Here is a 23,679-nt window from a genome sequence, read left to right on the forward strand (position 1 = left end):
ACCTAAACCCGCACGGGGGCACGCTTTTTGGAGAAGCGCAGCCCTTCGTCGTCGATCTTGCCCCTTCTGATCAGATGGATGTCGCGCAGATAGTTCTGATTGAGCCGCCACGGCTTTCGTGAGCCCTGCTTCGGCAGTTCGTCGATCGAGCGCAGCACGTAGCCCGGAGTGAACTCCATGAACGGCCGTTCCTCGACATCCGGACCCGGATGCTCGGCCATCACCGTGTCAAAACCATTGGCGTCCATGTAGTTCAGCACACGGCAGACGAACTCCGACACCAGGTCGGCCTTCAGGGTCCACGAGGCATTGGTGTAGCCGACCGTGTACGCCATATTGGGAATCCCGGACAGCATCATGCCCTTGTAGGCCATCGTCTTGGTGAGATCCACCGGTTCGCCGTCGACGGAGGCGGTCGCCCCGCCGAAGAGTTGTAGATTCAAACCCGTCGCGGTGACGATGATGTCGGCCGGAAGTTCACGTCCGGAATTCAGCCGGATTCCGGCAGGGGTAAACCGATCGATGGTGTCGGTGACCACCTCGACCTTCCCGTGGCGAATGGCACGGAACAGGTCGCCGTTTGGCACCAGGCACAACCGCTGGTCCCACGGATTGTAGTGCGGGCCAAAGTGCTTGCGTACGTCGTAACCTTCGGGCAGTTGGCGCGCAGCCAAGCCCATGAACATCTTGCGCATCCGCCGCGGCCACTTCTGGCAGGCCCCGTACACCGCCGCCTGACGCAACACGTTCTTCCACCGGACCGCGAAGTAGGCCAGGTTTTCCGGCAGCCACCGGTTGAGCCTGTCGGCGATGCTGTCACTGTCCGGTTGCGAGACAATGTAGGTCGGCGAACGTTGCAGCATCGTGACGTGGTTGGCACCCGAATCCGCCAGCGCCGGAACGAGAGTGACGGCTGTGGCGCCACTGCCGATCACGACGATGTTCTTGCCTTCGTAGTCGAGGTCCTCGGGCCAGTGCTGTGGATGGATGATGGCACCGGTGAAGTCCGCCGCGCCGGGGAATTTCGGCGAATAGCCTTGGTCGTAGTTGTAATAGCCGCTGCACAGAAACAGGAACGAGCAGCTGAGCTGGCTGCGGGTGCCATTGGTCTCGATGTTGACGGTCCAGCGGTTTTCGGCCGTCGACCAGTCGGCGCTGACGACTTTCTGGTTGAACCGGATGTGCTTGTCGATGCCATACATGGCCGCGGTGCCCTTGACGTAGTCGAGGATCGGCTTGCCGTCGGCAATGGCCTGACGCTCGGTCCAGGGGCGGAACCTGAAGCCCAGGGTGTGCATATCGGAGTCGGAGCGAATGCCGGGATAGCGAAACAGGTCCCAGGTGCCGCCCATGGCGGAACGCTTTTCCAGGATGGCGTAGCTCTTGGTGGGGCAGCGGTCCTGCAGATGCCAGGCCGCACTCACGCCGGAAATCCCCGCGCCCACGATGACGACGTCAAGATGCTCGGTCATGGAACCACGCTATCAACGCGATGTTGAGTGCGTCAACGTAGTGTCGAAATTATCGACACACGGTAAGCTGCGGTTCGTGGCCACTTCCCCGACCGGTCAGGCGTCGTTGCATCGCGGCCGGCGCACCGCGCGGCCATCCGGCGACGATCGAGAACTGGCCATCCTGGTCACCGCTGAAAAGCTGCTGGAATCGCGTCCCCTGGCCGACATCTCGGTCGACGACCTGGCCAAGGGGGCAGGAATCTCCCGGCCGACCTTCTACTTCTATTTCCCCTCCAAGGAAGCGGTGCTGTTGACGCTGCTGGACCGGGTGGTCACCGAGGCCGACACCGCGCTGGAAAACCTGATCCAGGCCCCGGACGCCGACCGCGACACCATGTGGCGTACCGGGATCAACGTTTTCTTCGAGACGTTCGGTTCGCATAAGGCGGTCACCCGGGCTGGTCAGGCCGCTCGGGCGACCAGCGCCGAGGTCCGGGACCTGTGGTCGACGTTCATGCAGAAATGGATCTCCTACACCGCCGAGGTGATCGAGACCGAACGCGACCGCGGCGCCGCGCCGGTCACCGTGCCCGCCATGGAACTGGCCACCGCGCTGAATCTGATGAATGAACGGACGCTGTTCGCGTCCTTTGCCGCCGAACAACCCTGCATCCCGGAAGCGCGCGTGCTGGACACGCTGGTGCACATCTGGGTCAGCAGCATCTACGGGCAGGGGCGTTAACCGCGGCGGTCAATCGTGGCGTAACCGGTTCCGCACGGTTGTGATGGCGTCGTGAATGCCGCGGCGGGTTCGGCCCGAGGCAGGTCCGGCCAGCTGGTCCAGCAACTGAGCGGCGACATCGCGCAATTTGGTGATGGTGTCCTGCGACAACGTCACCAGCATGTCGAAGGCTTCCTGAGCGGTAACGCCGAAGCCGTGCATGAGCGCGCCCTTGACTTGCTCAATGGTCGCCCGGCTCTCCACATGCTGGTCGTTCTGCGGTTGTGACCAGCCGTCGTCGTCACAGTCGGCGGGCAGCTCCAGTCGGACGCGGGCGAAATCGAGCACGCCGAAGAGGCGGATGGCAGCGGATTGGTCGGTGCGCAGCAGCACATCGCGGTTACCGGAGCGCGCGCAGCGATCCAGGATGTCCAGCTGGCGGTGGCTGCTGAATTCCAGCCCTTGCGCGTCGATGACCAACGTGTCGTCGCCGGTCAGCGGCCAGGTGCGGTGCAGCGTGGCGGCGAAGAGCGACTCGCTTGCGGCATCGATCTCACCGGCCAGCGCAAAGCCGCATCCCGGCGCGGCGTAGAGCCGGAAACTGGGCCCGTGCGGACCCATGTAGGGGTGCAGGCACATCAGTTCGGCCGCATCGTTTCTCACCTGTCCGGTGTCGTAGGCGCACAGCGCAGACACCGGAAGCACGGCCATCTTCTGGTCGATCAGGAACTCGAAGCAGGCGAACGCGTCGAGTTGGTCGGGCCTGCGTGCCACCGCGGTGCAATCCACGACGGCCCCGGAAGCCCGAGTAGCCGTCGGCGAGCGCCTTCTCGACCGCCTCGACGCGCTGGGCCATTGAAGCCCCGGGATCCACCACGTCAGTGCCGGGCCGAAAGGTATAGAACTCTGCGACCGGCGTCACGCCGATGCCGTCGATATCGGATCTCGGACAGGGCGGGCATGGCTGCGAATTCGGAGCGCAATTCGTCGCGGCTGCGGGCGCCGACGTACTCGACCCATTGATTCTGCAGCCGTCCGTCCACGATGTATTCGGCGGCACGTGCGCGAAATTGCGCTTGCTCGCTGTAACCCCACCCCAGATGCCCGAAGGGGACCAGGCCCGCGGCCGATGCGACGACACCATGTTGTCGGATCATGCGATCCCCCGTTTCGATGAGTCCCTCCGCAGGCACGCCTGGATAGTGGTGCCGCTGACGCCGTTATGGGTACGCACCAGATCGGCCAGGGCGTTGACCAGAAACAGGCCGCGGCCCCCGGCGACGCCGCGGACCGGAGGACGCCGCCCGGCCAGAGGATCGGCGAACCGGCCGCGGTCGCTCACCTCGCAGACCACATACCCGTTGTGCTGCCAGAAGGCCGGCCGGCATGCGCTGCCGGCGTGTTCGAGGCTGTTGGTAGCCAACTCCGTGGCGATCAGCTCGAGATTGGCTATCGTCGCGGCGGGCAGGCCCAGCCCGTTCCCATACCAGGAAGCGACCGAGCGGGCGGGTCGAAGATCATTGGCGGACCGAATCGTATAGGTGACCGCTATCGGGTTGGCGGGCAGCGGCCGGTTGTAGCGCGCCAGCGCGTCATCCGGCGCATACTCGGCACTTCGGTCCGCCGAACCGTCCGACCACACCAGCGGGTGGGTCATCCGGGCGTCGGCGACCACGTCAGCGCTCAGTCCGCGGGCGTCGTAGGGGCACAGCACCGTCGCGTCGCGTCCGGCAAACGCCGCATTGACCAACGCCTCGTGCTGCACGCATGCCGGATATTCGTCGTCGGTGCGGCCCGGCCATCCCGGCTCACCGACGATCCGGACCGGGCGGCCCTCGTGCCCGGCGGCGAAAGCACTCTCCACCCCGAGAATCCGGCCGGGGTTTTGGCCGACGTCGGTCAAGTCGGCCAACGCCCCTCTTGGCAGGCGCGGGCCAACGTGGTGCGTAGCACAGCAAGCTTGCGTTCCGGGACTGCGACCAGCACCGGCTCGTCGTTGACCAGTCCGTCGAGAACAAACGGCACCACCGCGTCGAGGTACTCCGGCTCAGAGCGATAGAACAGCGCGAAATGCGCCAGGCCGGGAGGCTTTGCATGGGTGCTCGTGGTCATGCGGCCATCACCTTGATCCGCTAGAGGTCCTCCCCGTCCCCGACTGCCGATGCTACCGCGACGCGGCCGGCGTGCCGGCCGCGCCACCTTCGGCTGTCATACCCGGCTGCGAACATATGCTCGTGCGGAATGAGGCTTCCATCCTGCACGCGGACCTGGATTCGTTCTACGCCTCCGTCGAGCAGCGTGACGACCCCGCACTGCGGGGCCGCCCGGTGATCGTCGGCGGCGGAGTCGTGCTGGCGGCCAGCTACGAGGCCAAGGCCTACGGCGTGCGCACCGCGATGGGTGGCGCTCAGGCGCGCCGGTTGTGTCCACACGCCGTGGTGGTGCCGCCGCGGATGAGCGCATACACCCGGGCCAGCGAGGCGGTGTTCGCGGTGTTTCGCCATTGCACACCGGTGGTGGAACCGCTCTCGGTGGACGAGGCGTTCCTCGATGTCGGCGGGCTGCGCCGGCTCTGCGGGACCCCGGTCGAGATCGCGGCGCGGCTGCGCGCCGACGTGCGTGAGCAGGTCGGCCTGCCCATCACCGTCGGAGTGGCCCGGACTAAGTTCCTCGCCAAGGTCGCCAGCCAGGAGGCCAAGCCCGACGGATTGCTCCTGGTGCCGCCGGATCGGGAACTGGCATTTCTGCATCCGCTGCCGGTGCGCCGGTTGTGGGGTGTGGGCGCGGTGACCGCCGACAAGCTGCACGCCCACGGCATTCATACAGTCGCCGACGTCGCCGAGCTCAGCGAGTCCACGCTGGGCTCGATGGTCGGCGGCGCGATGGGCCGCCAACTGTATGCCTTGTCGCGCAATATCGACCGCCGCCGGGTGACCGTCGGCGTGCGGCGACGCTCGGTGGGCGCCCAACGAGCGCTCGGACGAACCGGCAGCAGCATGTCATCCGCCGAGATCGACGCGGTGGTGGTCACCCTGGTCGACCGGATCACCGGCCGGATGCGCGCCGCCGGACGCGCCGGCCGAACCGTGGTGTTGCGCCTGCGATTCGACGACTTCAGCCGCGCCACCCGGTCACACACGCTGCCGTGGGCGACGGCGGCGACGCAGCCGATCCTGGCCGCCGCCCGGCGGCTGGTCGCGGCGGCCGCGCCGGACATCGCCCGGCGGGGACTGACCCTGGTCGGCTTTGCGGTCTCCGGTATCGACCCCAGCGGCGCCCAGCAGCTGATGCTGCCGTTTGACGGCGAGCCGCCGGACGTACTCGACCAGGCGGTGGACCAGATCCGGCGGCGCTTCGGCAAATCCGCGCTGACCCGCGCGGTGTTGATGGGCCGCGACCCGGGCGTGGAAATGCCGCGGCTACCGGATTGACACCCACTCCAGCAGCTGATCGGCCGGCCAGGCGTTGATCACGCGGTCGACCGGAACACCGGCATCGAGGGCACGTTGCGCACCGTAGCCAAGGAAATCCAGCTGGCCGGGTGCGTGCGCATCGGTGTCGATGCTGAACACGCAACCGATCTCCAAGGCCAGATTGAGCAACCGCGTCGGCGGATCCCGGCGCTCGGGGCGGGAGTTGATCTCTACCGCGGTGCCGTGGTCGCGGCAGGCGGTGAACACCGCCTCGACGTCGAACTTCGATTCGGGCCGGATACCGCGGTTGCCGGAGACCAGCCGGCCCGTGCAATGGCCCAGTACGTCGACGTGGCCGTTGCAAACAGCACGGACCATCCGCCGGGTCATCGCGGCCGCATCCATCGCCAGCTTCGAGTGCACGCTGGCCACCACGATGTCGAGCCGATCCAGCAGCTCCGGCTCTTGGTCGAGGCTGCCGTCCTCCAGGATGTCGACCTCGATTCCGGTGAGGATGCGCATCGGGGCGAACTTGTCGCGCAGCTCGTCGATGACGTCGAGTTGTTTGCGCAACCGTTCCGGGGACAGGCCGTTGGCGATCGTCAGCCGCGGCGAATGGTCGGTCAGCGCGCAGTATTCATGGCCCAGGCCGGCCGCGGTGGCCATCATCTCCTCGATCGGAGCCGACCCGTCCGACCAGTTCGAATGCAGGTGCAAATCGCCCCGCAGTGCGGCGCGCACCGCTCCCCCACCGAGATCCTCAGCGGCTGAACGTAATTCGATGAGAAGGTCGGGTTCGCGGCCGGACCAGGCCTGGTCGATGACCTTGGCGGTTTTCGGCCCGATGCCCGGCAGCGACTGCCAGCTGTTGGCCTGACCGTGCCGCTCGAGCGCGGCGTCGTCCAGTTTCTCGATGACGTCGGCGGCGTTGCGATACGCCATGACGCGCCTCGGGTCATGACGGCTTCGGTCCTTGTAGTAGGCGATCTGGCGCAGCGCGGTTACCGGATCCATCTAACTCAACTGCCCCGCGATGAAGCCGACGAAAACCACGGCGAAACCGCCGATTTCGCCGAGAATGAGCAAGGCCATCCCCAGCCGGGTTCCCGGCGCCGGAGGGTCGAATTGGTTTTCGGTGTCGCGCCGGGCGCCGTGCCAGACGTAACTGCCGATCGCGGCGACGAAAAAGAACACCACCACCATCGCTGCCGTCAGGTTGAGCCACGCCGGCCAGACGCTGAGTTCGACGAAGACCGCGATCAACAGCGTCGCAAACGCATACAGCAGCGCCGCCCGGTGAGCGATGTCGACGTAAACATGCGCCCGGCGGTCATCGGAGATCATGATCTGCCGGTACTTCCACACCCCGAGGACAAGCGCCAACAAGAAGATCAGTCCGGCCGCCAGCAGGGTGAGTTTGGTGTCGATTCCCGGGGCGTAGCACATCGTTGCCTCGAGTGTAGTTGCGCTTCCGGACGCTGGACTACCGTCAGCCTCATGCGATTCGCATTCAAGACCTCACCGCAAAACACCACGTGGGCACAGATGCTGGCGGTCTGGCAGGAAGCCGACGGCATCGACGTCTACGAATCCGGATGGACCTTCGATCACTTTTACCCGATCTTTTCCGACCCGAACGGCCCGTGCCTGGAAGGCTGGACGACTCTGACCGCGCTCGCGCAGGCCAGCGGAGGCTGCGCCTGGGCACCCTGGTCACCGGCATCCATCACCGGCACCCGGCGGTGCTGGCCAATATGGCCGCCGCCCTGGACATCATCTCCAACGGACGGCTCGAATTGGGCATCGGCGCCAACCGCGCGCTATGCCCAGCACTGGAATTTCGTCGGCGTTCCGCCCGAGGAGTTCCACCCCCCGACCCCGCGGTCCTTCAGCCGCTGGCGGAGGCGATCCGGGAATCGGGGCTGCTTTCGCAATGCGGGCCCAGATAACAATTCGATATCGTTGAGCAAACTCGTTGCGCCCGAGCGGGGGCAACAGCTGGCGATCACATCGCGAAGCGGAGCAACTCTTCAGCGGTGACCAGACGCTCGTTTCTTGCGGGAAACTCGTGACTCTTTACCGGGTGACGAAACCACGACCAGGCGATTCGCCCCACCCGTGACCGGGGTACTGGGTTGCTACGCACAGCGACACTCCCTGCGATCGGACAACTCGGGCGGAACTCCACAACGCATCGCTGTGACGGAGCCCACAGAGCCCCATTAGACACCCGGCGTCTGGCAAACAACAGACGACGCGCCGAGCAATCAACGGCGTGTTTCTGGTGTTACTGGTGTGGTTATTGAAGCGGCACAGCCGTCGGCTTGATCGGTGCCGGAAGCGCGGTGGAGCCCATCAGATAGCGGTCCACACCCGCGGCTGCGGCCCGGCCTTCGGCGATCGCCCACACGATCAACGATTGGCCTCGCCCCATGTCACCGGCCACGAAAACACCCGGAACCGAGGTTTCGTAGTCGTCGCCGCGCGCCACGTTCCCGCGGTCGGTGAACTCGACCCCGAGATCGCTGAGCAGACCGGGCTTCTCCGGGCCGACGAATCCCATCGCCAGCAAAACCAGATCCGCCTCGAGTTCGAAGTCCGAACCTTTGACCTTGACGAACTTGCCGTCCTGCATGGTCACCTCGTGCGCCTTGAGCGCGGTCACATGCCCATCGACACCGACGAATTCCTCGGTGTTGACCGAAAACACCCGCTCGCCGCCTTCTTCATGGGCCGCAGAGACCCGATACATCAGCGGGTAGGTCGGCCACGGGGTCGAGGGCGCGCGGCTGTCCGGTGGGCGCGCCATGATCTCGAACTGGTGGACGTTGACCGCGCCTTGGCGATGCGCGGTACCCAGGCAGTCGGCCCCGGTGTCGCCACCGCCGATGATGACGACCTTCTTCCCCTTGGCGGTAATCGGCGGCTGCCCATCGGGCCCCAGGACGTCATCACCCTCTTGGACCCGATTGGCCCACGGCAGGTATTCCATCGCCTGGTGGACGCCATCCAGATCACGACCGGGAATGGGCAGGTCGCGCCAGGCGGTGGCGCCACCGGCCAGCACTACCGCGTCGAACTCGGCGCGCAGCTGCTCGGCGGTGATGTCGACCCCGACATTGACGCTGGCGCGGAACTCGGTCCCTTCGGCCCGCATCTGCTCCAGCCGCCGATCCAGGACACGCTTTTCCATCTTGAACTCGGGGATGCCGTAGCGCAGCAGGCCGCCGATCCGGTCGTCGCGCTCGAAGACGGTCACTGTGTGTCCCGCACGGGTGAGCTGCTGCGCGGCGGCCAGGCCTGCAGGGCCCGAACCGACGACGGCAACCGACTTGCCGGTCAGCGTGTGCGGCGGCAGTGGCTCGACGAAGCCTTCCTCGAAGGCATTGTCGATGATCTCCAGCTCGATCTGTTTGATGGTCACCGGATCCTGGTTGATCCCGAGCACGCATGCCGGTTCGCACGGCGCCGGACACAGCCGGCCGGTGAAGTCCGGGAAGTTGTTGGTGGCGTGCAACCGTTCGATCGCGTCGCGCCAACGGCCCCGGCGCACCAGGTCATTCCATTCCGGGATCAAGTTGCCCAGCGGACAGCCGTTGTGGCAGAAGGGAATACCGCAGTCCATGCAGCGAGTTGCCTGCTGACGCAGCGTCTCGTTGTCGAACTCCTCGTAGACCTCTTTCCAGTCGCGCAGGCGCAGCGGAACAGGTCGACGCTTCGGCAATTTCCGGTGTGTGTATTTGAGGAAGCCGGTCGGGTCAGCCATGCGCAGCCGCCATGATCGCCTTGTCCACATCCACTCCGTCACGCTCGGCCTCGGTGATGGCTTGCAACACCCGTTTGTAGTCGCGGGGCATCACCTTGACGAAATGCCGCTGCTGCCCATGCCAGTCGGCCAAAATGCGTTGGCCGACCGGGGAATCGGTGGCGTCGACGTGCGCGGCGATGATGCCCTGCAGGAAGTCCGCGTCATCGGTGTCGAGCGTCTCGACGTCGACCATCTCGGTGTTGAGGTTGTCGGGTAGCTCGCCGTGCGGGTCGTAGACATAGGCGATCCCGCCCGACATACCGGCGGCGAAGTTGCGGCCGGTACGACCCAGGATGACCACCCGACCGCCGGTCATGTATTCGCACCCGTGATCGCCCACACCCTCGACCACGGCATGCGCCCCGGAATTGCGGACCGCGAATCGTTCACCGACCACGCCACGCAGGAAGACCTCGCCGTTGGTGGCGCCGAACAGGATCACGTTGCCCCCGATGATGTTGTCCTCGGCGACATAGTCCGGCGGCGCGTTGTCCGACGGCCGCACCACGATCCGGCCGCCGGACAGACCCTTGCCAACGTAGTCGTTGGCATCGCCGTAGATGCGCAATGTGATCCCCTTGGGCACAAACGCACCGAAGCTGTTACCGGCTGACCCTTCGAATGTGATGTCGATGGTGCCGTCCGGCAAACCTTGGCCACCATAGGCTTTCGTCACCTCGTGACCCAGCATGGTGCCCACCGTGCGGTTGACGTTGCTGATGGTGGTCGAAAAACGAACGGGCGAACCGGAATCCAGCGCCTCGCGGCTCATCACGATCAGCTGCTGATCGAGCGCCTTGTCCAGACCGTGATCCTGACGCGAACTGCAGTACAGGTCCTGGTTCATGAACGCCGACTCGGGCTCATGCAGCACCGGCGTCAGATCCAGGCGGTGCGCCTTCCAGTGGGCCCGCGCCAGCGTGGTGTCCAGCGATCCGACCTGGCCGACGGCCTCGTTGAAGGTGCGGAAGCCCAACTGCGCCATGTATTCCCGCACTTCTTCGGCGATGAACATGAAGAAGTTCTCCACGAACTCGGCCTTGCCGGTGAACCGTTCCCGCAGCACCGGGTTCTGAGTGGCCACACCGACCGGGCAGGTGTCCAGATGGCACACCCGCATCATGATGCAGCCCGCCACCACCAGCGGCGCAGTGGAAAAGCCGAATTCCTCCGCGCCGAGCAGCGCCGCGATCATCACGTCACGACCGGTCTTGAGCTGGCCGTCCACCTGGACCACGATCCGGTCACGTAAACCGTTGAGCAGCAACGTCTGCTGCGTCTCGGCCAGACCCAATTCCCACGGCGCACCAGCATGCTTCATCGACGTCAACGGGGTCGCCCCGGTACCGCCGTCGTGCCCCGAGATCAGGACCACGTCGGCGTGCGCCTTGGAGACACCCGCGGCCACGGTGCCGACGCCGTTTTCGGAGACCAGCTTGACGTGCACCCGCGCGGACGGGTTGGCGTTCTTCAGGTCATAGATCAGCTGCGCCAGATCCTCGATGGAGTAGATGTCGTGATGCGGCGGCGGTGAAATGAGGCCCACACCGGGCGTGGAGTGCCGGACGTCGGCCACCCACGGGTACACCTTGTGACCCGGAAGCTGGCCGCCCTCACCGGGTTTGGCGCCCTGGGCCATCTTGATCTGGATGTCGGTACAGTTGGTCAGATAGTGCGAGGTGACACCGAAACGGGCCGAGGCGACCTGCTTGATGGCGCTGCGGCGCCAATCCCCGTTGGCATCGCGCTCGAAACGGCGGACGTCCTCGCCGCCTTCACCGCTGTTGGAGCGGGCACCCAGCCGGTTCATCGCGATCGCCAGCGTCTCGTGCGCCTCAGCGGAGATCGAGCCGTAGCTCATCGCCCCTGTCGCGAAGCGCTTGACGATCTCGCTGGCGGGCTCGACCTCCTCCAGCGGCACCGGAGGCCGCACGCCCGCGCGGAATTTGAGCAAGCCGCGCAGTGAGGCCATCCGCTCGCTCTGATCGTCGACCAGGCGGGTGTACTCCTTGAAAATCTTGTATTGCCCGGTGCGGGTGGAGTGTTGCAGCTTGAACACCGTCTCCGGGTTGAACAGGTGGTATTCGCCTTCCCGGCGCCACTGGTACTCCCCGCCCACTTCGAGCTCGCGATGCGCCCGTTCGTCCGGCCGGTCCAGGTAGGCCAGCGAGTGACGAGTGGCAACGTCTGCGGCGATGTCGTCGAGGGTGATGCCGCCGGTAGGGCAGGTCAGCCCGGTGAAGTACTCGTCGAGCACGTCCTCGGAGATGCCGACGGCCTGGAACAATTGCGCGCCGGTATAGGACGCCAGCGTCGAAATGCCCATCTTGGACATCACTTTCAGCACACCCTTGCCCGCGGCCTTGATGTAGTTGTTGAGCGCCTTCTTGCGGTCGATGCCGTCCCCGAGGCCTTCCAGGGCGCCCCGGTCGAGCATGTCTTCGATCGACTCGAACGCCAGGTAGGGGTTGACCGCGGCGGCCCCGCAGCCCAGCAGCATCGCCATGTGGTGGACTTCGCGGGCGTCACCGGATTCGACGACCAGGCCCACATGGGTGCGGGTCCGTTCGCGCACCAGGTGGTGGTGCACCCCGGCGACGGCGAGCAGCGACGGTATCGGCGCCAGCTTCTCGTCGGAGTTGCGATCGGACAAGATGATGACCCGCGCGCCGTCGGCAATGGCCGCCGACGCCTGGGCACGCACGTCTGCCATGGCGGCCGCCAGCCCGCTACCGCCCTCGGCCACCGGGTATAGACACCGAATGACCTTGGAGCGCATGCCGTGCGGGCGTCCGTTGACCTCGGTGTCCGGGTCGAGGTTGATCAGCTTGGCCAGCTCGTAGTTACGCAGAATCGGCTGGGGCAGCACGATCTGGTGACAGGAGTTCTCGTCCGGGTTCAGCAAGTCGCGCTCGCCGCCGGTGGTGCCCTGCAAGCTGGTCACCACCTCCTCACGGATGGCGTCCAGCGGTGGGTTGGTCACTTGGGCGAACAACTGGTGGAAGTAGTCGTACAGCATCCGCGGACGCCGGGACAGCACGGCGATCGGTGTATCGGTGCCCATCGAGCCGATCGGCTCCGCGCCGGTCCGGACCATGGGCGCCACCAGCAGGTTCAGTTCCTCGTAGGTGTAACCGAAGGTCAACTGCCGCACCACCAGCCGGTCGTGGGGCATCCGCACGTATTTGCCCGCCGGTAATGCGTCCAGCGGAACCAGGTTGCGGTCCAGCCATTCCTGATATGGGTGCTCGGCGGCCAGCTCGGCCTTGATCTCCTCGTCGGAGACGATGCGGCCCTGCGCGGTGTCGACCAGGAACATCCGGCCCGGCTGCAGCCGCATCCGGCGGACCACCGTCGACGGGTCGAGATCCAGCACGCCGGCCTCGGAGGCCATCACCACCAGGCCGTCGTCGGTAACCCAGATCCGCGACGGCCGCAGGCCGTTGCGGTCCAGCACCGCGCCCACGATGGTGCCGTCGGTGAACGTCATCGACGCCGGGCCGTCCCAGGGCTCCATCAGCGAGGCGTGGTACTGATAAAACGCCCGACGAGCCGGGTCCATGCTCTCGTGGCGCTCCCAGGCCTCGGGAATCATCATCAGCACGGCGTGCGCCAGGCTGCGCCCACCCAGGTGCAGCAGCTCGAGCACCTCGTCGAACCGCGCCGTGTCGGAGGCTCCCGGGGTGCAGATCGGGAACAGCTTTTCCAAGCTATTCGCCGAGTCGGACTCGGCCTTGAACACGTCGGTCTTGATCAACGCCTCGCGGGCGCGCATCCAGTTCTCGTTGCCGGTGACGGTGTTGATCTCGCCGTTGTGAGCGATCCGCCGAAACGGGTGCGCCAGCGGCCAGGACGGAAAGGTGTTGGTGGAGAACCGCGAGTGCACGATACCCAGGGCGCTCGTCAGCCGGTCGTCCTGCAGGTCGAGGTAGAACGCCTTCAGTTGCGGCGTGGTCAGCATGCCCTTGTAGACGAACGTCTGGCCGGACAGGCTGGGAAAGTAGACGGTCTCCCGGCCGGGGCCGTCCTGGCCGGGGCCTTTGGTGCCGAGTTCATGCTCGGCCCGCTTGCGAATCACGTAGGCACGGCGCTCCAGCGTCATGCCGGAGGCGCCCGACATGAAAACCTGACGGAAGGTGGGCATCGCGTCGCGGGAGAGGGCACCCAGGGACGAGTCGTCGGTGGGCACGTTCCGCCAGCCCAGCACGTGCAAGCCCTCGGCCTCGGCGATCTTCTCCACCGCTGCACAGGCAGCCGACGCATCCTTGGACGACTGCGGCAAAAAGGCGATACCGGTGGCGTAACTGCCCGGAGCCGGCAACTCGAAGTCGACGACTTCTCGCAGGAACGCATCCGGCACCTGAATGAGGATGCCCGCGCCGTCGCCGCTGCGCGGCTCGGCGCCGGCGGCACCGCGATGTTCGAGGTTCAGCAGCGCAGTGATCGCCTTGTCCACAATGTCGCGGCTACGCCGGCCGTGCATGTCGACGACCATGGCTACCCCGCACGAATCGTGTTCGAATGCGGGGTTGTATAGCCCGACGCGCTTGGGCGCCATACCCACCTAACCCTTCAGCAGACTTCCTGCGCGGCCTCACCAGCAGCTCCGACGGCGCCATGCCGTGACGTTGCGGGCGTTGACCCCTCCGGTCTTGTCGATAGGCTGTCCGTCCAGCGGAATGATCAGGCCGGTGATTCGTCCGTGCAGCGCTGAACGGTGCCCCGGTACCGATCTCGACAAGTCGTAAAACGATATGACAATACCCGCCTGACATGCCAACTTCCTCAATGGTAACCCGCCCACCGGCGGTGCCGTGGGTACCGCCGGACCGGCCTCCGAGGACATCCTCACCTGCCGTTTTGGGAGCGCGAACCCACGCCCTCGCCAGCCTCGGAAGTGCTGCCGGTGGCCACAGTAACTACTTAGACTAATTTGCTGGTGCGGCCGGTCAGCAGCCGCAGGGGCCACGGTTAGGCGCTCACACCGCCGTCACACCGGTAACACGCTCGGTGATAAAGCATGGCAGCCATGGTGCGGAAACCGCCGGGTCGGGCGTCGACGGCCCGAGGAGAGCGCTGCCGCCATGCCAGGGTGGCCCGGCGCCGAGTTTGCACAATATTAATAGGAGTCTAAAACCGCTTGTGACAGGCCGGCCGACCGCAAGCCCGGTCCACCAGGTGAGGCAGCCCGGCCGGTGCCCGATACTGGGACGGATACTGGTCGGTGTCCGGCGTTGGTGGTCCGACTCGACTGAGGAGCTTATGAACGAGCGCGACGAATTCCTTCGGGATCGGATGCGGCCGACTCGGCCCGCCGGCCCGGGCAGTAGCCAGACCGGTCCGCAGTCCGAAGTTCCGCATTCGGCACCCTCGCGGGCCCCGGTGGCGCCTCCTCGCGTGCCTGGGGCGCATCCACCCGCTGCGCCGCGCCCGCCGACATCTGCGCCGGCGCCATCGCAGCCGCCGGCCCCTCATCGCGTGGCTGGCCCGCATTCACCCGCTCCGCGGCGCCCGCCGACAACTCCGCCACCGCATCCGCCGGCGTTCGCATATGGTCCGCCGCCACCGGCTTCAGCCCAACCCCCGCGCCCGGCCGAACCGGCGCAGCCACGACCGGACGCACCGCAATCAGCGTTGCCGCCGCACCCGCTCGCACCGTCCGATGTCCCGGTCCCACCGGGTATTCGGGCCGAGGGCGCCCTCGCATCCGCAACCGGTTCCGGGGGTGTACCCGCCGACCACGGCTGGCGACGTCTCGTTCGAGTGGTGTCCTTCGGCCTGATCAATCCCGGTCCGTCCGCCGCGCAACGCGAGGCAGCCGATTTCGAAGCCGCCATCCGAACCGCCCTGCGCGGCAGCCACAAGCTCGGCGTCCTGGGCAAGGGCGGCGTCGGCAAGACCTCGGTCGCGGCCAGCATCGGATCCATCTTCGCCGAACTGCGCCAGCAGGACCGCGTGGTGGCGATCGACGCCGATACCGCCTTCGGCCGGTTGAGCAGCAGGATCGATCCGGCCGCGCATGGGTCGTTCTGGGATCTGACCGCAGCCAAAGACCTGCCGTCGTTCGCCGAGATAGTCGCTCGGCTGGGCCGTAACTCCGTGGGCCTGCACGTGCTACCCGGCGAACCGATGGCCGGGGGACGCAGGGTGCTCGACCCTGCGATCTACCGGGAGGCCGCGCTGCGCCTGGACCGCCACTTCGCGATCTCGGTGATCGACTGCGGTTCGACGATGGACGCCCCGCTGACCCAGGAAGTGCTGCGCGACCTCGACGCGCTGATAGTGGTGTCCTCGCCGTGGGCGGACGGGGCCTCCGCTGCGGCAAAGACGATGGAGTGGCTGTCAGACCGCAGGCTGACGGATCTGTTGCGGCGCAGCATCGTGGTGCTCAACGACTCCGATGGCCATTCCGACAAACGCACTCGCTCGGTGCTTGCCCGCGAGTTCGTCGAGCATGGGCAGCGGGTTGTCGAGGTGCCCTTCGATCCGCATCTGAGGCCGGGCGGCGTCATCGACGTGCGCCGCGAGCTGGCGCCGGCGACGCGGCTGAAATTTCTCCAGATCGCGGCGATCATCGTGGAGTATTTTGCATCGCGACCCGACGAGCGCCGAGCCTCCCGCCCTGAGGCGGCGACGCCAGCGCACTGACCGCCGGCGGACTCAGCGCGACTCGGCTGCCCGTTTTAGGCCGTTGCTTTCCATGTCGACATACGACCGAACCCGCGAACCCGCGGTGAGGCTTGCCAACCACGCCAGTGGTCCGGTCATGATCAATTCGAGCGTGGTGCGCACGCCGTCCCCGTCTTCGTCAATGCGATGCACCGCCTCGATCGAAAGACCGGGCTGGGTTGCCACCCAGGTGAACGTGCGCATCGGCTTCAGTTCGGTGACCGTCCACACCATCGGACGACCTTTCGGCTGAGTTACCCGGGACCGGCTGCCCACTGCCAATGGACCGGTTTCCAGGCGCTCGATCTCGCGCATCGACTTCGTCCAGGCCGGCCAGCCCTCGACGTCGACGAGCAGTTCCCATACCCGCGCCGCCGGTGCGTGCACGATTTCCTCACGCATGTACCGCATCCGCCACCTCCCTTTCGACCGGCATCATCGCACCGACGAGCCGGGTGGCTCCGGGTGGCCCGGCACGGTAGGTCGCCGAATCGAGCTCAGGGCGGCCGTCTTTGCCGCTTGCCGGCGGGCAGCGGACAACGCAAACAGCGCGAGAAATCTTTCGATTTCTCGCGCTGTCTACGTGTGGCAACAGCTGACCGCACCGCACCGCAGACCCCTCGAAGCAGCGGCTCGGATCGCGGCAGGCTTATGCCGATTGGGCGACGACCCGCTCGCGCACGGGGTAACCGTTGCGCTCCGCCAGCGACCGCAGTTGGCCCAGCGCGAACGCCCGGGCCCGGCCTGACTCAGGAATTACCACACCGGCCCAAAGACCTTCCGCGCCCGGGGATTCGACGGCGTCCCGGGCGCACGCCCAGCGCCGCGGGCAGGCCCGGCACATCGCCTTGGCCTCGTTGTCGGGTGTCGTTGTCCAGCGGTCGGGGTCCTGCGTGCAGACGCCCAGCGGGACCTCGTGCAGAGCCGTTGCGGTCATATCGTTGCGCTCCTCTTAAAGCGTTGCAGGTCGGTAGCCTCCCAAGCAGTAGCGTATAGCACTAACCGTTGCAGTGCAACAGTTGGAACCGGTGAGCCCCGCCGAAGCACGCTACGGCTGCCCGCAGTGATTGCTTCGGAGCTCGCCGATGCGGGCCATCACCAGGCGTTACACTCACAATTTCACGTGCTGCCGCCGCCCGGGCAGGTCAAAACCGGGCCAAGCCATTGCGCAAACCGTTACGGCTTGCAATACTTCTGCCGGGCAGAACCGTAGCATTTATCGCGGTTTTGCCGCAGCAGTACCCGCCGCTGACCCCCGACAACCATGGTCCGAAAAACGTAGCAAAAGCGTAGCGTTGGAAGAGCGCAACGGTTAGGATGGTGGTCGGCGGAAGGCGTCCTGCTGACCGCACCACTACCCGCCAGCTAAGACGTGCCCCGGAAAAGTGAGGAAGCGACGCAGATGCCCAACGCCGATTCACCTGTCGGGCCGGTTCTGCTGGTCGCCCACAGCGGCGAACCGTCGCACGCGATCGCCCCCGGCCGTGACGTCGTGACCATTGGTCGCACACCCCAAGCCGGTGTCCAGGTTGATGATCCGGACGTTTCGCAGGCACATCTGCGCGCAGTGTCCGAAGATGGACCGTGGCGCATCCTCGGCAACGGCCCGAGCGGTATGTTCGTCGACGGACGACGCAAAGGATCTGCGACCGTCAGCGACAAGACCATCGTCCGGTTCGGCGATCCCACTGGAGGCAAGGCGTTGACGTTCGAAGTCGTCAGGCCGTCGAATTCGCCTGAAGAGCAGCGCCGTGAACAACGACCGGCGGACCAGTCGGATGGCCAGACCAGCGAACCCGATCCCGGCGTGGTCCGCGCCGGCGCGGCCGCTGCGGCAAGGCGACGTGAGCTCGACATCAGTCAGCGCAGCCTCGCGGCCGACGGGATCATCAATGCGGGCGCATTGATCGCCTTCGAGAAAGGCCGTAGCTGGCCACGGGAACGGACCCGGGCCAAGCTCGAGGAAGTGCTGCAATGGCCGCCCGGGACCATCGCCCGGATCCGCCAGGGCGAGCCCGCCGGACAGCAGGCGGCGCTACCGACCTTCGAGGCAGATGCCGAGGTACCGCCCGCCGAGGGCCCGGCATCGTTGATCGCGCAGGCGGTGGCGGCGGCCGTCGACACCTGCAGCCTGGCCATCGCCGCGTTACCGCCGCCCGAGGACCCCGAGTTCACCGAGCGGGCAGCGCCGATCCTCGCCGACTTGCGTCAACTCGAGGGCATCGCCGTACAGGCGACTCGCATCAGTCGTATTACCCCCGAACTGATCAAGGCACTGGGCGCGGTCCGCCGTTACCACGACAAATTGATGACGCTGGGGGCCACCGCCCCGGGAGCCACGCTGGCGCAGCGTTTATATGCCGCGCGCCGGCGCGCCAATCTTTCCGCATCCGAAACTGCACAGGCAGCCGGAGTGGCAGAAGAAATGATTGTCCGCGCCGAAGCCGAGGAAGCTTTGCCAGCCGAAGCCGCCGAAGCAATCGAAGCGCTTATCCGTCAAATCAATTGAGTCGACTCCGGGGGCCGCAACACAATGGAGCGCTCGAGTTCAATCGTCCGGGGAACGGCACCGTCGCCCGGTCGGCCGGCTGCGCGGCTACGTCACGCGTTGCGCACGAAATCGCCCGGCTCACCAAAAAATTCGTGCATCTACCGCCACCACAGCGCTGCTAAGCTCAACGTGCGGTGTAAAGGTGCACAACAGTCAGTGCACAGAATCAGCGAGTGTGAGGAAAGACGTAAATGAAGGGCAGCGACCTTTGCAAGAACACCAGTAACTTCATTTGGGGCCAGTTGCTCTTGCTCGGCGAGGGCATCCCCGACCCAGGTGATGTCTTCAACACGGGCGCGACGCTGTTCAAGCAAATCAGCGACAAGATGGGGCTCGCCATTCCGGGCGCCAACTGGATCGGCCAAGCCGCCGACGCTTATTTGAACCAGAACATTGCGCAGCAACTTCGCGCAAAGGTGATGGGCGACATCGACTCTTTGACCGGCAACATGATTTCAAACCAGGCCAAGTACGTCTCCAACACGCGCGACGTCCTGCGGGCGATGAAGAAGATGATCGACGGTGTTTACAAGGTCTGCAGGGGGCTGGAAAAGGTTCCGCTGCTGGGTTGGCTGTGGTCGTGGGAACTCGCACTGCCGATGTCCGGCATTGCCATGGCTACCGTCGGCGGCGCACTTCTGTACCTGACGATCATGACGCTGATGAACGTGACCAACCTGCAGGGTCTGCTCGGTCGGCTCATCGAGATGTTGACGACGCTGCCTAAGTTCCCGGGTCTGCCCATCCCCAGCATCCCCGACATCATCGACGGCCTCTGGCCGCCGAAACTGCCCGACATTCCGATCCCGGGCCTGCCCGACATCCCGGGCTTGCCGGACTTCAAGTGGCCGCCCGTCCCGGGTATACCGGACTTCAACTTGCCGATTCCGGGTCTGCCCGACTTCGAGTGGCCGTCCATCCCGGGCCTGCCCGACTTCGGCTTGCCGAACCTGCCCGGCCTGCCCGGCCTGCCCGGTCTGCCCGGCCTGCCGAGCTTCCCTGGCTTGCCCATCCCCGGATTCCCGAGCCTGCCCGGCCTGCCCAGCATCCCGAACTTGTTCCCCGGCTTACCGAGCCTGGGCGACTTGATCCCGGGAATCGGCAACCTCGGCAAGTTGCCAACCTGGACGGAGTTGGCCGCCCTGCCCGATTTCTTGGGCGGCTTCGCCGGCCTGCCCAGCCTCAGCTTCAGCGACCTGATGTCGTTTGCCCAACTGCCCAACGTCAGTTCGCTCACGGCGACGATGGGTCAGCTGCAGCACCTGGTGTCAGCTGGCGGTGGGCCGGGCCAGCTCGGCAGCATGGCCGGCCAACAGGCGCAGATGATCTCCTCGCAGGCCCAGCAGGGCGGCCAGCAGCAGGCCACCCTCGTCAGCGACAAGCGGGAAGAAGACGAGGAAGGCGCCGCCGCGGGAGCAGGTGCCGAGCGCGCTCCGATCGACGCCGGGGCCGCCGGCGGCCAGCAGCGCCAGGGTCCGCCGCCCAGGCCCGCGCCGAGTGGGCTGGTTTGATGCGCCTGCCGTATCAAAGCCAAGCGCACCAAAGCCATAGCGAGTAAAAAGAAGAACGTAGCGGAAAGGTCCACCCATGACAGGAATACTCGGCGTCGTACCGTCCTTTCTGAAGGTACTGGCGGGTATGCACAACGAGATCGTCGGCCAACTCAAATCGGCCACCTCGGCACCCAGCGGAATCAGCCAGCGCGTCCAGATCACCCACGGTTCATTCACGTCGAAATTCAACGACACGTTGCAACAGTTCGAGACGACCCGCAACAGCACCGGCACTGGGCTGCAAGGGGTCACTAGCGGGCTGGCTAACAATCTGCTCTCGGCGGCCGGGGCCTACCTGAATTCCGACCAAGGTCTGGCCGGCGTCATCGACAAGATCTTCGGTTGATATGACCGGTCCGCTCGCTACCGGCCGCGCGGGCCTCGTCGACGACGTCGTCGGCGTCGAGGTCACCATCGACGGCATGCTGGTACTCGCGGACCGGTTACACCTGGTCGATTTCCCAGTGGCGCTGGGCATCCGGCCGAACATCCCGCAAGACGATCTGCGGGAAGTCGTCTGGGACCAGGTGCGGCGTGACCTCACCGCGCAAGGCGTCCTGGACCACAACGGCTACCCGCATCCGACGGTCGCCTCGATGGTGGACACCCTGAGTCGGCCGGACCGCACCCTCGAAGCTCGCTGGTGGCGCCGCGACGTCGGCGGCGTCATGGTGCGGTTTGTGGTGTGCCGCAAGGACGATCGCCATGTCATCGCAGTGCGCAACGGTGACCTGCTGGTGCTTCAGCTGGTGGCCCCGCAGGTCGGCCTGGCGGGCATGGTGACCGCGGTGCTGGGTTCCGCGGACCCGGCGAACGTGGAACCGCTCACCGGCATCGCGAGCGAACTGGCCGAGTGCACCACCGCGGCTCAGCTGACCCGCTACGGCCTGGCGCCCACCGCGGCCCGCATCTACACCGAAATCGTGAACAATCCGGACAGCTGGGTGGAAATCGTCGCGAGCCAACGCCATCCGGGAGGCACGACGACGCACACCAAGGCGGCCGCCGGTGTCCTCGACTCGGCGCACGGCAGGCTGGTCTCACTTCCCCGCATCGTCAGCGGTGAACTGTACGGCAGCTTTCTCCCGGGCACGCCGCAGAACCTGCAGCGCTCGTTGGACGCCCTGGTGGAGCTTCTCCCAGCGGCCTCCTGGTTAGATCACGCCTCGGATCACACCCAAGCCTCCGCCCGAGGCTGACTGCTCAATCCCCGTCACGAGTCAGAAAGGGAGCCATAGTGGACCTGCCCGGGAACGACTACGTCAGCGACGATTTCGACGCGCTGGATTTCACCGCCGGTGCGGCCGAGGAATCCTCACTCGACGCGCTCGATGAGTACGCGCCGGCCGAGCCGGCGGACACCGCGGGAGCCGACCTGGACGCCCTGCACGGGCTGACCGAGAAGGAAGAAGAGTCCGAGCTCGAGTTGTTCACGGTAACCAACCCGCAGGGCAGCGTGTCGGTCACTGCGATGATGGGCGGCATCATCCAGAAGATCACGGTCACTGACAAGGCATCGCGCATGACCGAATCAGGGCTTGCCGAGGAGATCTTCGTCATCGCCGACCTGGCCCGGCAAAAAGCCCGGGCAGCCCAGCACACCTTCATGATGGAGAGCATGAATGAATTGGCGGGCGACGGCGAGGAGGCGAATGCCCTGCTTCGCGAGTTCGTGGGGATGACGCTGAATTTGCCGACGCCCGAAGAAGCCGCCGCAGCCGAAGCCGAGGTGTTCGCCACTCGCTACGAGGTCGATTACACCTCTCGGTACAACGAACGGTGATACATGACTGATCGCCTGGCCGGTCTGTTCGAAAGTGCCGTCGGCATGCTGCCGTTGTCTGAGGCACGGTCGCTGGACCTGTTCACCGAAATCACCAATGACGACGAGTCGGCGTGCGATGCGTGGGTCGGCCGGATCAGATGCGGTGACCTGGACCGGGTGACACTGTTCCGAGCCTGGTATTCGCGCCGGAACTTCGGCCGATTGGCGGGTTCGGCGCAGATCTCGATGAGCACCCTGGGCGCCAGAGTCCCCATCGGCGGCCTGTACGGAGATATCACCTACCCCGTCGCATCGCCCCTGGCCATCACCATGGGTTTCGCCGCATCCGAAGCGGCCCAAGGCAATTACGCCGACGCCATGGAAGCCATCGAGGCCAGCGCGGTCGCCGGGTCCGAGCATCTGGTGTCGTGGCTCAAAGCCGTGATCTACGGCGCCGCCGAGCGCTGGACCGATGTGATTGACGAGGTCAAAAGCGGCGCGAAATGGCCGGACAAGTTTTTGGCCGGTGCTGCCGGTGTGGCGCACGGTGTGGCGGCGGCGAACCTGGGCTTGTTCACCGAAGCCGAACGCCGCCTCACCGAAGCCAACGACTCGCCGGCCGGTGAAGCGTGCGCACGCGCCATCGCCTGGTATCTGGCCATGGCGCGTCGCTCCCAGGGCAACGAAGACGCCGCGGTGGCACTGCTGGAATGGTTGCAGACCACCCATCCGGATCCGAAAGTGTCAGCGGCGCTGAAGGATTCATCGTATCGTTTGAAGACGACCACGGCCGAGCAGATCGCCTCCCGCTCCGATCCGTGGGATCCGAGCAGCGTGGTGACCGACAACACCGGTCGCGAGCGGCTGCTGGCCGAAGCCCAGGCCGAGCTGGACCGCCAGATCGGACTCACCCGCGTCAAGGCTCAGATCGAGCGATACCGCGCGGCGACCATGATGGCCCGGGTTCGGGCTGCCAAGGGAATGAAAGTCGCCCAGCCCAGCAAGCACATGATCTTCACCGGACCGCCCGGTACCGGCAAGACCACGATCGCCCGCGTGGTCGCCAACATTCTCGCCGGTTTGGGTGTCATCGCCGAACCCAAGCTAGTCGAGACCTCACGCAAGGACTTCGTCGCCGAATACGAGGGGCAGTCCGCGGTCAAGACCGCCAAGACGATCGATCAGGCCCTGGGCGGCGTGCTGTTCATCGACGAGGCCTACGCGCTGGTTCAGGAACGGGATGGACGTACCGACCCGTTCGGGCAGGAGGCGATGGACACTCTGCTGGCCCGCATGGAAAACGACCGTGACCGGCTGGTGGTGATCATCGCCGGTTACAGTTCGGACATCGACCGGCTGCTGGAAACAAACGAAGGCTTGCGGTCCCGCTTCGCCACCCGCATCGAGTTCGACACCTACAGCCCCGAAGAGCTCCTGGAAATCGCGAAAGTTATTGCCAATGCCAATGATTCGATGCTGAGCGCCGAAGCCGCCGACGAGTTCCTGCGAGCCGCCAAGACGCTGCACGAGCGGACGTTGCGCGGCCGCCCGGCCCTCGACATCGCCGGGAACGGCCGCTACGCACGGCAATTGGTCGAAGCTGCCGAGCAATACCGGGACATGCGCCTGGCGCAGGGCATCGACATCGAATCTCTGGATGTGGACCGGCTGCAAGAGATCAACGGGTCAGACATGGCCGAGGCGATCGCCTCTGTGCATGCGCACCTCAACATGAGAGAGTGAAC

General features: G+C 65.8%; 20 protein-coding genes and 1 pseudogene. 10 read left to right on the plus strand and 11 right to left on the minus strand.

Features of this window, described 5'->3' with window-relative positions:
- Positions 1–2 precede the first annotated feature (2 nt).
- Complete coding sequence (locus BST40_RS04250) at positions 3–1,472, minus strand: flavin-containing monooxygenase (RefSeq protein ID WP_075549753.1); 1,470 nt, start codon at positions 1,470–1,472, stop codon at positions 3–5.
- Positions 1,473–1,548: 76 nt separating this feature from the next.
- Here BST40_RS04250 and BST40_RS04255 point away from each other — a divergent pair, with 76 nt between their 5' ends.
- Complete coding sequence (locus BST40_RS04255) at positions 1,549–2,196, plus strand: TetR/AcrR family transcriptional regulator (protein WP_075549829.1); 648 nt, start codon at positions 1,549–1,551, stop codon at positions 2,194–2,196.
- Positions 2,197–2,205: 9 nt separating this feature from the next.
- Here the strand turns inward: BST40_RS04255 and BST40_RS04260 are convergent, their stop codons facing one another.
- The 4 genes from BST40_RS04260 to BST40_RS32445 all read right to left on the minus strand — a co-directional run bounded on the left by BST40_RS04260 (position 2,206) and on the right by BST40_RS32445 (position 4,287).
- Positions 2,206–2,949 (minus strand): ANTAR domain-containing protein, encoded by a 744-nt coding sequence (locus tag BST40_RS04260; protein ID WP_142276708.1) that lies wholly within the window; start codon positions 2,947–2,949, stop codon positions 2,206–2,208.
- A gap of 104 nt (positions 2,950–3,053) precedes the next feature.
- Positions 3,054–3,332: a hypothetical protein gene (locus tag BST40_RS04265; RefSeq protein WP_075549751.1), complete on the minus strand. Its 279-nt coding sequence runs from the start codon at positions 3,330–3,332 to the stop codon at positions 3,054–3,056.
- On the minus strand, positions 3,329–4,087 hold the full coding sequence (locus BST40_RS31420; RefSeq protein WP_279629013.1) for an anti-sigma factor RsbA family regulatory protein: 759 nt from the start codon (positions 4,085–4,087) through the stop codon (positions 3,329–3,331). Before BST40_RS31420 ends, BST40_RS04265 begins: the two co-directional genes overlap by 4 nt.
- Positions 4,075–4,287 carry an MEDS domain-containing protein gene (locus BST40_RS32445; RefSeq protein WP_255245920.1) on the minus strand — a complete coding sequence of 71 codons (213 nt, stop codon included), beginning with the start codon at positions 4,285–4,287 and terminating at the stop codon, positions 4,075–4,077. The genes BST40_RS31420 and BST40_RS32445 overlap by 13 nt, the downstream gene beginning before the upstream one ends.
- A gap of 116 nt (positions 4,288–4,403) precedes the next feature.
- On the opposite strand from BST40_RS32445, the gene dinB reads away from it, so the two are divergent.
- Entirely contained in the window at positions 4,404–5,606 is a 1,203-nt protein-coding gene (dinB, locus tag BST40_RS04275) for a DNA polymerase IV (protein WP_083153557.1), read from the plus strand.
- On the opposite strand, the gene BST40_RS04280 is transcribed toward dinB, so the two are convergent.
- Together BST40_RS04280 and BST40_RS04285 are read right to left on the minus strand one after the other, a co-directional pair.
- Positions 5,595–6,602 (minus strand): PHP domain-containing protein, encoded by a 1,008-nt coding sequence (locus BST40_RS04280; RefSeq protein ID WP_075549749.1) that lies wholly within the window; start codon positions 6,600–6,602, stop codon positions 5,595–5,597. The genes dinB and BST40_RS04280 overlap by 12 nt on opposite strands.
- Positions 6,603–7,034 carry a hypothetical protein gene (locus BST40_RS04285; protein WP_075549748.1) on the minus strand — a complete coding sequence of 144 codons (432 nt, stop codon included), beginning with the start codon at positions 7,032–7,034 and terminating at the stop codon, positions 6,603–6,605.
- A 51-nt stretch (positions 7,035–7,085) separates the two neighbouring features.
- On the opposite strand from BST40_RS04285, the pseudogene BST40_RS04290 reads away from it, so the two are divergent.
- Positions 7,086–7,399: pseudogene (locus tag BST40_RS04290) on the plus strand (LLM class flavin-dependent oxidoreductase); the annotation flags it as partial.
- Positions 7,400–7,887: 488 nt separating this feature from the next.
- Here BST40_RS04290 and BST40_RS04295 read toward each other — a convergent pair.
- Together BST40_RS04295 and gltB are read right to left on the minus strand one after the other, a co-directional pair.
- Complete coding sequence (locus BST40_RS04295) at positions 7,888–9,354, minus strand: glutamate synthase subunit beta (protein WP_083153559.1); 1,467 nt, start codon at positions 9,352–9,354, stop codon at positions 7,888–7,890.
- Positions 9,347–13,954: a glutamate synthase large subunit gene (gene gltB / locus BST40_RS04300; RefSeq protein WP_075549746.1), complete on the minus strand. Its 4,608-nt coding sequence runs from the start codon at positions 13,952–13,954 to the stop codon at positions 9,347–9,349. The genes BST40_RS04295 and gltB overlap by 8 nt, the downstream gene beginning before the upstream one ends.
- A gap of 704 nt (positions 13,955–14,658) precedes the next feature.
- On the opposite strand from gltB, the gene BST40_RS04310 reads away from it, so the two are divergent.
- A complete protein-coding gene (locus tag BST40_RS04310) occupies positions 14,659–16,044 on the plus strand; it encodes a MinD/ParA family ATP-binding protein (protein WP_244174286.1) in 1,386 nt (461 codons plus the stop codon).
- Between the two features lie 12 nt (positions 16,045–16,056).
- On the opposite strand, the gene BST40_RS04315 is transcribed toward BST40_RS04310, so the two are convergent.
- A complete protein-coding gene (locus BST40_RS04315) occupies positions 16,057–16,476 on the minus strand; it encodes an SRPBCC family protein (protein ID WP_075549744.1) in 420 nt (139 codons plus the stop codon).
- A gap of 238 nt (positions 16,477–16,714) precedes the next feature.
- Complete coding sequence (locus BST40_RS04320; protein ID WP_075549743.1) at positions 16,715–17,002, minus strand: WhiB family transcriptional regulator; 288 nt, start codon at positions 17,000–17,002, stop codon at positions 16,715–16,717.
- A gap of 465 nt (positions 17,003–17,467) precedes the next feature.
- On the opposite strand from BST40_RS04320, the gene espM reads away from it, so the two are divergent.
- From espM to eccA, 6 genes are all read left to right on the plus strand, one after another.
- On the plus strand, positions 17,468–18,574 hold the full coding sequence (gene espM / locus BST40_RS32810) for an ESX-1 type VII secretion system transcriptional regulator EspM (RefSeq protein WP_083153563.1): 1,107 nt from the start codon (positions 17,468–17,470) through the stop codon (positions 18,572–18,574).
- A 233-nt stretch (positions 18,575–18,807) separates the two neighbouring features.
- A complete protein-coding gene (locus tag BST40_RS04330) occupies positions 18,808–20,127 on the plus strand; it encodes an EspA/EspE family type VII secretion system effector (RefSeq protein WP_083153565.1) in 1,320 nt (439 codons plus the stop codon).
- A gap of 76 nt (positions 20,128–20,203) precedes the next feature.
- The gene (locus BST40_RS04335) at positions 20,204–20,515 is read left to right on the plus strand and encodes an ESX-1 secretion-associated protein (RefSeq protein ID WP_075549740.1); all 312 of its coding nucleotides are present in this window, start codon (positions 20,204–20,206) and stop codon (positions 20,513–20,515) included.
- A 1-nt stretch (position 20,516) separates the two neighbouring features.
- A complete protein-coding gene (locus BST40_RS04340) occupies positions 20,517–21,368 on the plus strand; it encodes an ESX secretion-associated protein EspG (protein ID WP_075549739.1) in 852 nt (283 codons plus the stop codon).
- Positions 21,369–21,406: 38 nt separating this feature from the next.
- Complete coding sequence (locus BST40_RS04345) at positions 21,407–21,952, plus strand: DUF2694 domain-containing protein (protein WP_075549738.1); 546 nt, start codon at positions 21,407–21,409, stop codon at positions 21,950–21,952.
- 3 nt (positions 21,953–21,955) lie between these two features.
- The gene (gene eccA, locus BST40_RS04350; protein ID WP_075549737.1) at positions 21,956–23,677 is read left to right on the plus strand and encodes a type VII secretion AAA-ATPase EccA; all 1,722 of its coding nucleotides are present in this window, start codon (positions 21,956–21,958) and stop codon (positions 23,675–23,677) included.
- Positions 23,678–23,679: the final 2 nt, after the last annotated feature.

Origin of the sequence: Mycobacterium persicum, assembly GCF_002086675.1 — a bacterium.
Taxonomy (GTDB): Bacteria; Actinomycetota; Actinomycetes; order Mycobacteriales; family Mycobacteriaceae; genus Mycobacterium; species Mycobacterium persicum.